We start from the raw sequence: 13,067 nt of genomic DNA on the forward strand, positions 1-13,067 counted from the left end.
TTGGGGTATATCTGTTTTGGGAGGGAGTTCATATGAAATTTGAATATGCAAAATTTGATTCATTAAAGGTTGATTTAGATTTATTAGATGAGATTATGCATCAATTTGGTCTGGTCCGCGCCGGACAATGGGATTATGAACGCGTCACGTACGATCGAAAATTCGAGTTTCAGCGAGATACCTTCTATTTGCGAGTCCAAGGACATGCTATTTCAGGCGACGTAGGGGGCAGGCATGCTGTTATTCATCTTATGACACCTCTACTAGGCAAACATTATTATCCTCACGGTGTAGAATATGGAGACGGCGAATATTTTCCGCCATCCCTTGTAGAACAGTGTGAAAAGATATTAACACAAATCAAATCACAGCTTGAAACCGTTCAGCTATAGAATTAGAAAAAGCGCAGTAATCAGACTGCGCTTTTTTTAATTCAAAGGAGGAGTAGACGGAAATTCCTTTGGTTTTATATCTTGAGGCTCAGTAAAATCAGGCATGTACGTATCTTTCTCTCGTTCTTTTCGAGCCCACTGAAAAAAAATAAAGCCTAAAACCGTTCCATACACAATTTCTTGAATGATCTTCATAATGACGCCGCCTAGCTGCTGATCTTCCACGGGCGGCAGCGTATTAAACATCTCGGGAGCAAGCTGCCCCAAACTTGCAATCATAGAAGGCGGTACACAAAGGGAAAGAGCTTGTACCCAAGCGCTTGAGTCTGTATACGTCGCATACAAAGAATGATTTGCAAAAATAATCAGCGCGCACGCTGGAGTAAGGAGTACGCCATCTGCAAAAATGTATCCAAGCTTTTTTAAAGAACTTAGCGTTTGTTCTTCTTCTAGCTGATTAACGAGTGGCCACCACATACAAAAAGCAGCGATAAATAATACAACACTCACGATTCCGTGGAGCGTCATATCCGTTTTAATAACATCAAAAAGCAGCGGAATATGATACAAAGAAAATAACCCATTAAATAATAGTAGAGCAATTAAGGGCTTTGTAAAAAATTTAAAAACAGGTTTAACCCCTCTTACATAAATAACAGAACGAGCTAACCACGGCGGAATTCCTAAAATAAAAAGCGGAGGAATCACCAAGTAAACAATTGCCATTTGCGTCATATGAGCACTAAACATAAAATGCCCTAGTAAATCTACAGGTCCTCCTTTACATATATATAAAAGAACCATGCTGATAACAAAATACGCTTTTGTTTTTCTCTCTACGGCCACCGCTCCTATAAAATTCCCTCTCCATCTACCAACGATGAAAAAATATAAGACGGTCACCAGACAAATGGTTAAAAAATAGTAAGGACTCCAAAGTGCTTCAAAACCAAACATCTGCAAATTGTTAATCAACATCTATTCCTCCTTCTACAGATGATGAAAAGGACTGGCGCATGCCAGCCCTTTTCTTTACCACCAAATAATGGTTACAAAAGCTAAAATGGTTAAAAGAGCTACCAATACGCCTGAATACAAGAAAAATGCTGGTATGGTATGTCCTTTGTGGTTCATATGCATGAAATAATAAAGTTGAAAGATGACTTGAACAACCGCCAAGAGCACAATCACCGGCATAATGTACCATCCGCTAAACTCTTGATAAACCGCAAAAAAAGCAATTAGTGTTAAAAACAACATCATCGCAAAAGAGATAACTTGCATCTTCATATCTTCTGCGTTTCTTTTTTTACGATACTCTAAATTGAGCCTTGGGTTATCTGAGTTTGATTGATTTGTCGTCATCAGCTTATCCCACCATTCCCATTAAATATACAACTGTGAAAATAAAGACCCACACAACATCGATAAAGTGCCAATATAAACTTGCGACATAATATTTAGGAGCGTTATATAAGTTTAGCCCCCGCTTCGCATTTCGAATCATCAAAGAACCAATCCAAAGCAATCCGAACGTTACGTGAGCTCCGTGTGTCCCAACCAGCGCGTAGAAAGAAGAACCGAATGCGCTGCTTGTAAACGTATGTCCTTCATGAACATAATGCCTGAACTCATAAATTTCTAGCCCTAAAAACGCTAAACCTAAAAGCCACGTAACGCCTAACCATAGCTGCATCTTTTTAAATTCAAAATTTTTCATATGATACATAGCATATACGCTGGTTAGTGAACTTGTTAATAAAATCATTGTGGCTGCAAAAACAAGCTTAATATCAAACAATTCTTCTGGCTTAGGTCCTGACATCGTTGAATTACGTAAAGCTAAATAGGTAGCAAAAAGTGAAGCAAACAAAACCGTCTCTCCGCCTAAAAAGAGCCAAAAGCCAGTAAATTTATTTTTCCCTTCAAGCGTTGCTTTTTCAGGCGAAGCAGGGAAAGTTTCAGCAGTTAGCTTTTGTTCAGTCTCCATTACATCTTCGCCTCCTTGTCATCATCAACTAAGTCTTCTTTGTGAATATGAAAGCCGTGATCATCAATCCATGAACGGAAGAACATTGATAAAAACATGACGATCATTCCGATAATCCCTACAATATCTCCCCACGCGTGATCATTTCGATACAAAAAGCCAATCCCTGCAATAAACATTCCAAGCGATATCATAAATGGAATAAACGACGAGTTTGGCATATGAATATCACCAAGAGGTTCGGCTGGCGTCATTTCTTTATTTCCTGCCATTTTTTCAATCCAATATGCATCTAACCCGCGTACAAGGGGCGTTTGTTTAAAGTTATACTCTGGAGGCGGAGATGAAATAGCCCATTCTAATGTACGTCCGTCTCCCCAAGGGTCTCCTCCTACCTTTTGTCCTTTGGCAGTTGTTTTTATAATATTAACAAGTAAAATGAGCGTAGCAACCGCCATGAAAGCAGCTCCTGATGAACTGATTGCATTCCCAAGGTCGAGACCTTGATTAGGCAAGAACGTCCATACGCGGCGAGGCATCCCCATTAGACCTAAGAAATGCTGAATAAAGAACGTTAAGTGGAAACCAATTAAAAAGAGCCAGAACGTTGCTTTACTTAACTTTTCATCTAACATCTTCCCAAACATTTTTGGCCACCAGTATGTGACACCTGCTAATATAGCGTATACGACACCGCCTACGATAACGTAATGGAAGTGAGCAACGATAAAATAAGAATCTTGAAATTGATAATCTGCAGGTGCTACAGCTGCCATAACTCCTGTTACTCCCCCGATAACAAATGATGGAATAAAGGCGACCGCATACAGCATCGGAGACGTAAATTCAATACTTCCTCCCCAAAGCGTAAACAGCCAGTTAAAAATCTTAATTCCAGTTGGAACGGCGATGGCCATCGTAGCGACAGCAAAAATGGCATTTGCAATCGGCCCAAGTCCGGTTGTAAACATGTGGTGAGCCCACACCATGAACCCTAAAAATCCGATTAATACGGTAGCAAAAACCATCGACGAGTATCCGAATAATCTCTTTCTTGAAAAAGTAGGTAAAATTTCCGAGAAAACACCAAACGCTGGAAGAATTAAAATATATACTTCCGGATGACCGAATATCCAGAAAAGATGTTCCCAGATAATGGTGTTTCCACCCATTGTGGCGTCAAAAAAGTTTCCACCGAACAAGCGGTCAAAAATCATTAAAAACAATCCAACCGTCAGTGCTGGAAACGCAAACAAAATAAGAGCTGATGCAACAAACGTCGTCCACGTAAACAGCGGCATACGCATATAAGTCATACCTGGTGCCCTCATATTAATGATTGTTACGAGAAAGTTGATACCTGAAATCAATGTCCCGGCTCCGGAAATCTGCAAACCTATCGCATAAAAATCAATTCCGTGACCAGGCGATGCAATAGACAGCGAAGCATATGATGTCCAACCTGCATCAGGTGCTCCTCCTAAAAACCAGCTTAGATTTAAAAAGAGTCCCCCAAAGGCAAACAACCAAAAACCTAACAAATTTAAAAATGGAAATGCTACATCTCGAGCTCCGATTTGCAGCGGAACAACTGCATTCATCATGGCAAAAAGAAGCGGCATGGCGGCTAAGAAAATCATCGTTGTTCCATGCATTGTTAAAATTTCATTATACGTTCCTGCACTGACAAAGTCATTGCTTGGTATAGCCAGCTGAATACGTATAAATAGTGCTTCCACTCCTCCGACTAGAAAAAAGATACCGCCGGCAATTAAATAAAGAATGGCGATTTTCTTATGGTCAACGGTTGTCATAAAGTCCCAAATTGTTCCACCTACACCCTTCTTTTGACTGAGTGTACTCATCGCTAAACCTCCCCTTTTAAAAACGACTGGACGTTTATTTTTCTTTTAAACTCATTAAATAGTCTGCTAGCTCATTCACTTGTTCATCTGTTAAGTCAGGATATGTACCACTCATCTTATTACCCGGCTTAACTTTTTCAGGGTCTTTTAACCATTTTTTGATATTTTCCTTGTTGTGAGGAAGCACTCCAGCTACACGCTCACGTTCAGAAAAACCGGCTAAGTTTGGTGCTTGACGAGCTTGCTCTGGACGATTGTCTTTGACGTCAACAGCATGACATCCGATACAGCTTTCATTAAAGACCTCTTGACCAGCTTTTGCGGATGCTGTTTCTACGTCAGGCTTTGCCTTTTTCAAATCTTTTGCCCACGTATCAAATTCACCGCTTGATACAGCCCGTACTTTAAAGTCCATAAGAGAATGAGATGGACCGCAAAGCTCAGCACATTTTCCGTAGAAAACCCCGTTAGCTTCCTTCGATTTTTTAGAATCAAACACTAGCCAGAATTTATTATCATTTTCTGTGTTAGCATCGAGCTTTCCTCCAACTGAAGGAATCCAGAATGAGTGCTTGACGTCAGAAGCTTTAATATTAAAGTAGACTTTTTTATCCGTTGGAACAACTAGATCTTGCGATGTAATAATTTTTTGATTAGGATACTCAAATTCCCACCAGTACAAGTTAGCACGCACATTTACTACGACAGCATCTTTGTCCTTCATTCCTTTTACGTCCGCTAGCTTAAATGTTGAGATGACCGTTGGAACAGTCAAAATAATCAGCAGCAAGATAGGAATCACTGTCCATATAATTTCTAACTTTCTGCTCCCCTCTACTTGCTTTGGAATCACGTTTTCTTCGCCCTTGCGACGACGAAAGCGCAGAATAACAAATATAAAGATAATGGTGACAACAATAATAACTAAAACCATGATGGCTGTACTAAGCAGCATAAGCGAATATTGTTCTTCAGCTACCTCACCTGCAGGCTTAAGTGTTGACAAAAACGGTTTTCCACAGGCCGATAACACGAATGCAAGCAGCGTAAATAACGACAAAACACGAAAGTTCAATCGCCATTTTTTCATACCATTCCCCAACCTCTCTTTCATTGACGTGATTTCATCTATGCCCTCTTGAGCATAAAACTTATTCCTTCTATAATGAATTCTACATGTAGAAGAAATCCCCCTTGTGCAGTGTCGCATTCAGTGAAAGATTTTATCTAGGCAAAAAGCGTTGCGACAATCATTGAGACAAATAAAATAGTTAAATAGTTTAGTGAGTAGACAAACATCATGCTAGCCCACTTTGTGTCTTCTTGTTTATTGTATTGAGCAAATCCTAAAAATAGCCATCCTATGTTTAAAACAGTGGCCAAAATTAGAAATGGAGTGCCTAATTCGTATAAATAAAGAGGTAATGGCAACAAACAAGCAATCCAAATGAGAATCTGTCGTTTTGTAAGTTCAAAACCATGTACAACAGGCAACATAGGGATCCCCGCTGCTCGGTATTCTTCACATCTTCGCATCGCAAGAGCTAGAAAATGAGGCGGCTGCCAAATAAACATGATTAAAAATAACACCCAAGCCACTACGTGTAAATTGGGATCGATAGCGGCCCATCCAATTAAAGGCGGGACAGCGCCTGATATACTTCCGATTACTGTATTAATTGTGTATAGTCTTTTGGACCACATGGTGTAAAGAACTACATATGTAAGTATTCCTGCTAATCCGATGAGAGCGGCTACGGAAGAAACAACTAGTAGCATAAGCAAGCCGGTTAACGTCAAACCGATTCCAATCCCAAGGACCGTCAAAGGTGTAAAACTCCCTGTCACTGTAGGTCGTCCCTTTGTTCGTTCCATTAGAGGGTCAATGTCACGATCTATGTAATTGTTCAAACTGCATGAACCGGCGATGATAAGTGAAGAACCTATTAAAGTAAAAAATGCTTTATCCAGGTTTTCTAAGAAGTGTTGTTCGTTGAAGAAAAGAGCTAGCCAAAAACCAGTAAAGGTGGTGATGAAATTTGAGTTGACTATTCCGATTTTAATCGTAGCTAAAAAATCTGACCAAATGGAACTATTTTCGCTTACATGAGCTGTGTTAGGCGATGCAGAAAGCGTTGAATCTTCCACCATTTTTGAATCTTCCATGGCGCTTCCTCCTTTGCTCATCCACAGACTTTTATCTAGTAAATAAAGAGTCTATAAATGAAGGCGTTTTCAACATATTTTTACAAAAATCTCCTCTTTGTTCACAAAGAAGTCATATTCCTTTCACCAAAGCTACTTAAAAGCTTCACATGTAAACGATAAAATAGTAGAGAAATATCTATTTCTCATGTTTATTAAACCATATTTTGCCGTTACTTTGTGAAGAATTTATGAAAAAAATATGGATTTTTTTTGTCATGAGCTAAATGCATGTCCCTGTCACTTGTTAAAAGATATTTGTGCAAGTAAAATAGTTTTCTGTACGGTACCTTTTACATATCTGCAGAGTCAAACTTATGAACAAACCTTACACTTTCTACCATTATAACAAATTCAATCAAGTTTATGGAGAATAAATGAAATTTATGTTTAATATACAAAAAGATTAGGATAAATTGTTTAGCTCGTTATATTACTTACTTTGCTTTTAGGATGGTGATTATTGTGCGACTTGGATTAAAATTTTTATCCGTTGTGACGAGCATGGCCATGTTGCTTATTCTACTTGGCGGTGCCCTTGTGACGAAAACTGGTTCAGCAGACGGGTGCGGAGATTCTTGGCCTTTGTGTAATGGACAGCTCATTCCTGACCCTTTAACATTTGAAACCGTTGTTGAATTAAGCCACCGTTTAGTTTCTGGCGTGTCGGGCTTTCTTGTGCTCGCTTTATGCGTATGGGCATGGATTTCACTAGGACATATAAAAGAAGTTAGACCTTTAGCGTTTATCTCTTTTTTCTTCCTAGTACTGCAAGCATTAATTGGGGCCGCTGCCGTTATGTGGGGGCAATCAGATGCAGTGCTTGCTCTTCATTTTGGTATTTCTCTTATTTCGTTTGCTTCTGTGCTGCTGTTAACACTTATTATCTTTGAAGTGGATCAAAAGCTCGATGCAACTAATATACAGCTAGGCTCTAAAATGAAAAAACATATTTACGGGGTTATCTTGTACACATATGCCGTTGTGTACACGGGTGCGCTTGTTCGCCATAAAGAAGCTAGCTTAGCTTGTCCAGACGTCCCATTTTGTTCAAACGGAAACGGTTGGCTACCTGTTGATTTGAATCAGTGGATTCAAATGGGACATCGATTCGCTGCTGTTTTAACGTTTGTATGGATTTTAGCTGCCTTTATTCATGCAGTTAAATATTATCGCCATCAAAAAAATATTTTTTACGGATGGTTAGCTGCTCTCATTCTAGTTATTTTTCAGGCGGTTTCGGGTATGCTTGTTGTCGTCACACGTCTGCAGCTAGAGCTCGCGCTTGCTCATTCTTTAATTATCTCTTTCCTATTCGGTGTATTAAGCTACTTAACCTTACTTGCAACGCGTCATACACATAATTAATCAAAAAAGGTACGAGCTCAGAGCTCGTACCTTTTTTGATTAGCCTTCTAATTCAATTAATAAATCTCCCGGCTGGATGCCATCTCCATTCGACACGTGTACTTGTTTAATCACGCCGTCAAATGGTGCTTGCACGGTTGTTTCCATTTTCATTGCTTCTGTGATCATTAAGTGATCACCTTTTGAGACTTTATCGCCTTTTTCTACTACTACTCGAATAACGGTTCCAGGCATTGAAGCGCCGATGTGGGCCGGATTTCCTTGGTCAGCTTTTTGTTTTGCCGTAACAGTTGTTTTGACACTTTCGTCTTTAATCACGACTTCACGAGGCTGACCGTTCAATTCAAAGTATACCGTTCGCGTACCGTCTGCCTGCGGTTCTCCAATGGATACAAGACGAACAATTAAGGTTTTTCCTTTTTCAATCTCAATTTCCACCTCTTCTCCTAAGCGCATGCCGTATAGGAAAGTCGGTGTATCAAGAACAGAAATGTCCCCGTATTGTTCGACTGCTTTGTGATAATCCATAAATACTTTTGGATATAGCGCATAAGCAATGGCATCAAAACTCGTTACTTGACGATTTAAGTCTTTAAACAGCTTTTCTTTCACTGCATCGAAATCGACATCTTCTAACAGTTCTCCAGGACGAACTGTAATAGGTTTTCTGCCTTTTAAAATAATGCGCTGAAGCTCTTTAGGGAATCCCCCGTGAGGCTGCCCTAAATACCCTGCAAACAATTCAATAACTGAATCCGGGAAGTCAAGCGTTTCACCGCGCTCAAACAGCGTTTCTTCTGTCAAGTTGTTTTGAACCATAAACAATGCCATATCTCCAACTACTTTTGATGATGGCGTAACTTTTACAATATCACCAAATAACAAATTCACGCGTGAATACATATCTTTTACTTCATCCCAGCGGTTTCCTAAACCAACTGCTTTTGCTTGTTGCTGTAAGTTGCTATATTGACCGCCTGGCATTTCATGCTCGTACACTTCCGTATGAGGAGCGTTCATGCCGCTTTCAAAGTCTTGGTAATATTTTCGCACGTCTTCCCAATAGTAAGAAAGCTCTTCTAGATTTTTAATATCCAGATTTGGTCTGCGATCCGCACCTTCTAATGCGTAATAAAGAGAGTTAGCACTTGGCTGAGACGTTAAGCCTGCCATTGAGCTTACGGCTACGTCTACAATGTCTACACCTGCTTCAATTGCTTTTGCATACGTGTATACACCGTTTCCGCTTGTATCATGCGTATGAAGGTGGATTGGAATATCAACCGTTTCTTTTAGAGCCGATACTAAATCATAAGCTGCCTGTGGTTTTAAAAGACCCGCCATATCTTTGATGCCCAGAATATGTGCTCCAGACTGCTCAAGCTCTTTTGCTAAGTTCTTGTAGTAATCCAAATCATACTTACGGCGCGTCGGATCTAAAATATCACCTGTATAACACATCGCTGCTTCTGCAATCTTTCCTGTTTGACGAACAGAGTCAATTGCAAGAGTCATTCCTTGCACCCAGTTTAAGCTGTCGAAGATACGGAAAACATCAATACCTGCATAAGCTGATTTTTCAACAAATTCCTTAATTACATTATCAGGATAGTTTTTATATCCAACCGCATTTGACGCGCGAAGAAGCATTTGGAAAAGAACGTTTGGCGCTTGTTGACGTAAAGTAAGCAAGCGATCCCACGGATCTTCTTTTAAGAATCGATAAGCGACATCAAACGTTGCTCCTCCCCACATTTCCATAGAAAATAAATCTGGAAGCAAGCGTGCAGTTGGGTTAGCTACTTGTTTTAAGTCGTTTGTACGAATACGCGTTGCTAAAAGAGACTGATGGCCATCACGGAAAGTTGTATCCGTTAATAGCACTTCCTTGCGTTCTTTCACCCAATTTACTAGCCCTTCAGCGCCTTTTTCATCTAAAATCTGCTTTGTTCCGTTTGGAATTGGTTGTTTTATATCGACATTAGGAACACGCGGTTTCGTAAAGATCGGCTTTTTCTTTTCCGATACACCCGGGAATCCGTTTACCGTAACATTCCCAATGTATGTAAGCATTTTAGTTCCTCGGTCTTTTCGCTTAGGGAAGACAAAAAGTTCAGGCGTTGTATCAATAAAGGATGTATCATAAGCGCCTGTTAAGAACTTATCATGCTTTACTACATTTTCAAGAAACGGAATATTGGTTTTAATTCCACGAATACGAAACTCTTTTAAGTTCCGGACCATTTTTGATGCGGCTTGATCGAATGTTAAAGCCCACGTTGTTACTTTTACTAACAGTGAATCATAATACGGCGTAATCACAGCACCTTGGAAGCTGTTTCCCGTATCTAAACGTACGCCAAAACCGCCACCAGAACGATAAGCCATAATCTTACCCGTATCCGGCATAAAGTTATTTAACGGGTCTTCTGTCGTTACACGAGATTGAATTGCATATCCATGTACGTGAATTTGATCTTGTGCAGGAATAGACACTTCCTTGCTGTGAAGTGCGTAACCGTCTGCAATTAAAATTTGCGATTGAACGATATCAATACCTGTAATCATTTCAGTAATTGTGTGCTCTACTTGAACACGTGGATTTACTTCAATAAAATAAAAATCGTTTCCTGATACTAAAAATTCTACTGTACCAGCATTTATGTACTGCACTTTTTCCATCAGCTGCACAGCTGCTTCACAAATGCGGAGACGTAAGTCTTCATCTATAGAAACACTTGGTGCTACTTCTACTACTTTTTGGTGACGACGCTGCACTGAACAGTCGCGTTCGTAAAGGTGCACAACATTTCCTTGTTCATCACCTAAAATTTGCACTTCAATATGTTTTGGATTTTCAACTAGTTTCTCGACGTACACTTCATCATTACCAAAAGCCGCTTTTGCTTCTGATTTGGCACGATCATAAGATTCATTCAGGCTGTCTGCATCGCGAACGATACGCATGCCTCGACCCCCTCCGCCCAAAGCTGCTTTGATCATTAGAGGATATCCATGCTGATTAGCAAATTCTTTTGCTTCGTCAATTGAATCAATAGGACCATCCGTACCAGGAATAACGGGAATATCTGCTTGAATAGCCTGATGACGTGCTTTTACTTTATCGCCAAACATATCAAGATGCTTGGATTTTGGGCCAATGAAAATAATGCCTTCTTCTTCGCAACGTTTTGCAAATTGGATATTTTCTGACAAAAAACCATAGCCAGGGTGAATAGCATCTACATCATGAGACTTAGCAATGTCAATGATGCCTTCTATATCTAAATAAGCATCAATCGGCTTTTTCTCCGCTCCTACTAAATAGGCTTCATCCGCTTTGTAACGGTGATAAGAACCTGCGTCTTCCTTCGAATAAATTGCAACAGTCCGAATATTCAGTTCAGTACATGCTCGAAATACACGAATCGCAATTTCTCCTCGGTTTGCTACTAATACTTTTTTGATTTTTTTAGTTACAAAACTCATGTTGCTAATCTCCTCTCAATTTCGTATAAACTTCAATATATAGCAAAATTGTATAAAAGAAAAGCAAAAATCAATGGAAAATAATAAAATTCCAATAAATTTTTGCTTTTTTTACACAATTTTTTTACGAAAATCAATCGCTTGTTGTTGATGTATTGTTCGGATGTAGCACAATATTTTCCGTATTTTTCTGTTTTTTATTTTGATAATTTACGAAAAACGAAATATTTACAATAATTCCCATAGATACCATCAGCGTTAGTAGCGAAGACCCTCCGTAACTGATAAACGGAAGCGTGACGCCGGTAATCGGAATGAGTCCCGTAAGCCCTCCAAGGTTAATGCCTGTTTGAATACCTATCATACTCGCTACTCCAATACAAATCATGCTAGCAAACGGATCCTGAGATTTTTTAGCCAGCATTAAAATCCTGAAAATTAAGAGGCCTAAAAGGCCCAGCACGAGCATAACTCCAAAGAATCCTAATTCTTCTGCAATAATAGCCATAATAAAATCGGTATGGGGCTCGGGAAGATAACCATACTTTTGTACACTTTCTCCTAAACCAAGGCCTTTTAAGCCTCCTGTACCTATTGCTAAATATGAATTAACCAACTGATAACCGGTTCCTTGAGCATTAGCAAACGGATCTGATGCACCGGTAAAACGGCCAATTCGATTGGCAGTAAACTGACCTGTAAAAAAACCAATGGTAATAATGACCGTCAGCAAAATGATACCTAGCGCTAGCATGCGGAAGAAGGTTTTTTTAGAGATTCCCGAACATAGCATAATGGTAACGGCAATAGCAAAAATAATTGATCCCGTTCCAAGGTCAGGCTGAATCGCTACAAAGCCTAATATTAGAAATACAAGACCCATAGGTCCAAAAAAAGCTTTTTTGATGTTGTCAATATACTCTTGCCTTTTAGATAAAACATACGATAAGTATAGAATGACAACAAGCTTGGCATACTCAGCCGGCTGCATGTTTGCTCCGCCAAGCTGCAGCCAACTCTGCGCATTGTTACTCGTATGCCCCATTACAAACACAAGCAAAAGCAGTACAAAAATGCCCAGAATCGCATAAGGCAGTATTTTAGGATACAGCTTGTAAGGTGTTAGCATTGTTAAAATGAACAATACAAGCGTAAAAGCAAGCCACATTTTTTGTCTGTTGTAAAAGAAATCACTTGACGTATGATATCTTGTAATACTTACAATCATACTTGAACTGTAAACCATAACTAGTCCAACCGCACAAAGAAGCAGCACTGGAATTACAATTGAATAGTCAAAATGCCTAAATATTTTTTTTACCATAACCCTCTTCCTTTAAAAATGACGTGTTTCTGTTTCGTTTCATCTTTTATGTACAAATTTGAGTAAATTAGGAAATTTCAACCACCTGTAATAAAAAACTCAAACTACGTTTGTATATAGTTTGAGTTTCGATCGCGTGATTTTTATTTTTTTGTAAACGCTTCATGCAGTGCAGAAAGTTCACGCTCGAGGCGGTCTAGCAATGTTTTTCCAACACGTTCATCAATTAAACCAAGACGAACTGCAAAATCAATTTCTCTTGATAAACCAAACATTTGTGTATCTAAAACCTCTTCATAAAGAGGACATTGTGGCATTGTTAAGTTATCCATTTGAACTTGAATTAATTGCAAAATCTTATCTGCATCAGCTTTTAACAACGCATACGCTTTTTCACGATGATCTATCATTGTCTCAGGCGTCAAACTCAATCC

At 39.4% G+C, this 13,067-nt stretch carries 11 protein-coding genes; 2 read left to right on the forward strand and 9 right to left on the reverse strand.

Annotated features, from left to right (window positions below):
- Positions 1-32: 32 nt before the first annotated feature.
- Entirely contained in the window at positions 33-392 is a 360-nt protein-coding gene (locus ACO1DI_RS20675; RefSeq protein ID WP_013056084.1) for a YugN family protein, read from the forward strand.
- Positions 393-428: 36 nt separating this feature from the next.
- Here the strand turns inward: ACO1DI_RS20675 and ctaG are convergent, their stop codons facing one another.
- The 6 genes from ctaG to cyoE form a co-directional block, all read right to left on the reverse strand.
- Positions 429-1,367 (reverse strand): cytochrome c oxidase assembly factor CtaG, encoded by a 939-nt coding sequence (gene ctaG / locus ACO1DI_RS20680; protein WP_080564795.1) that lies wholly within the window; start codon positions 1,365-1,367, stop codon positions 429-431.
- Positions 1,368-1,424: 57 nt separating this feature from the next.
- Positions 1,425-1,757, reverse strand: coding sequence for a cytochrome c oxidase subunit IVB (ctaF, locus tag ACO1DI_RS20685; RefSeq protein ID WP_014460982.1), 333 nt, complete (start codon positions 1,755-1,757; stop codon positions 1,425-1,427).
- Between the two features lie 4 nt (positions 1,758-1,761).
- On the reverse strand, positions 1,762-2,382 hold the full coding sequence (ctaE, locus tag ACO1DI_RS20690; RefSeq protein WP_013056081.1) for a cytochrome c oxidase subunit III: 621 nt from the start codon (positions 2,380-2,382) through the stop codon (positions 1,762-1,764).
- Positions 2,382-4,247: a cytochrome c oxidase subunit I gene (gene ctaD / locus ACO1DI_RS20695; protein ID WP_013082312.1), complete on the reverse strand. Its 1,866-nt coding sequence runs from the start codon at positions 4,245-4,247 to the stop codon at positions 2,382-2,384. Before ctaD ends, ctaE begins: the two co-directional genes overlap by 1 nt.
- A 34-nt stretch (positions 4,248-4,281) precedes the next feature.
- Positions 4,282-5,337, reverse strand: coding sequence for a cytochrome c oxidase subunit II (gene coxB, locus ACO1DI_RS20700; protein WP_013056079.1), 1,056 nt, complete (start codon positions 5,335-5,337; stop codon positions 4,282-4,284).
- Between the two features lie 137 nt (positions 5,338-5,474).
- The gene (gene cyoE, locus ACO1DI_RS20705; RefSeq protein ID WP_014460983.1) at positions 5,475-6,413 is read right to left on the reverse strand and encodes a heme o synthase; all 939 of its coding nucleotides are present in this window, start codon (positions 6,411-6,413) and stop codon (positions 5,475-5,477) included.
- A gap of 504 nt (positions 6,414-6,917) precedes the next feature.
- Here cyoE and ACO1DI_RS20710 point away from each other — a divergent pair.
- Positions 6,918-7,820 carry a COX15/CtaA family protein gene (locus ACO1DI_RS20710; protein WP_116073409.1) on the forward strand — a complete coding sequence of 301 codons (903 nt, stop codon included), beginning with the start codon at positions 6,918-6,920 and terminating at the stop codon, positions 7,818-7,820.
- Positions 7,821-7,859: 39 nt separating this feature from the next.
- Here ACO1DI_RS20710 and pyc read toward each other — a convergent pair whose 3' ends face one another.
- From pyc to ACO1DI_RS20725, 3 genes are all read right to left on the reverse strand, one after another.
- A complete protein-coding gene (gene pyc, locus ACO1DI_RS20715; protein ID WP_371905476.1) occupies positions 7,860-11,309 on the reverse strand; it encodes a pyruvate carboxylase in 3,450 nt (1,149 codons plus the stop codon).
- A 133-nt stretch (positions 11,310-11,442) separates the two neighbouring features.
- The gene (locus ACO1DI_RS20720; protein WP_423145585.1) at positions 11,443-12,633 is read right to left on the reverse strand and encodes an FtsW/RodA/SpoVE family cell cycle protein; all 1,191 of its coding nucleotides are present in this window, start codon (positions 12,631-12,633) and stop codon (positions 11,443-11,445) included.
- A 143-nt stretch (positions 12,634-12,776) separates the two neighbouring features.
- On the reverse strand, positions 12,777-13,043 hold the full coding sequence (locus tag ACO1DI_RS20725) for a YlaN family protein (RefSeq protein ID WP_370506486.1): 267 nt from the start codon (positions 13,041-13,043) through the stop codon (positions 12,777-12,779).
- Positions 13,044-13,067 lie beyond the last annotated feature (24 nt).

Source organism: Priestia sp. 40, from assembly GCF_049368575.1.
Classification (GTDB): domain Bacteria; phylum Bacillota; class Bacilli; order Bacillales; family Bacillaceae_H; genus Priestia; species Priestia zanthoxyli.

Coding starts and splice junctions, on each gene's coding strand:
- ACO1DI_RS20675 (WP_013056084.1), top strand. CDS start 33: ATGAAATTTGAATATGCAAAATTTGATTCATTAAAGGTTGATTTAGAT.
- ctaF (WP_014460982.1), bottom strand. CDS start 1,757: ATGACGACAAATCAATCAAACTCAGATAACCCAAGGCTCAATTTAGAG.
- ctaE (WP_013056081.1), bottom strand. CDS start 2,382: ATGGAGACTGAACAAAAGCTAACTGCTGAAACTTTCCCTGCTTCGCCT.
- ctaD (WP_013082312.1), bottom strand. CDS start 4,247: ATGAGTACACTCAGTCAAAAGAAGGGTGTAGGTGGAACAATTTGGGAC.
- coxB (WP_013056079.1), bottom strand. CDS start 5,337: ATGAAAAAATGGCGATTGAACTTTCGTGTTTTGTCGTTATTTACGCTG.
- cyoE (WP_014460983.1), bottom strand. CDS start 6,413: ATGGAAGATTCAAAAATGGTGGAAGATTCAACGCTTTCTGCATCGCCT.
- pyc (WP_371905476.1), bottom strand. CDS start 11,309: ATGAGTTTTGTAACTAAAAAAATCAAAAAAGTATTAGTAGCAAACCGA.
- ACO1DI_RS20720 (WP_423145585.1), bottom strand. CDS start 12,633: ATGGTAAAAAAAATATTTAGGCATTTTGACTATTCAATTGTAATTCCA.
- ACO1DI_RS20725 (WP_370506486.1), bottom strand. CDS start 13,043: ATGATAGATCATCGTGAAAAAGCGTATGCGTTGTTAAAAGCTGATGCA.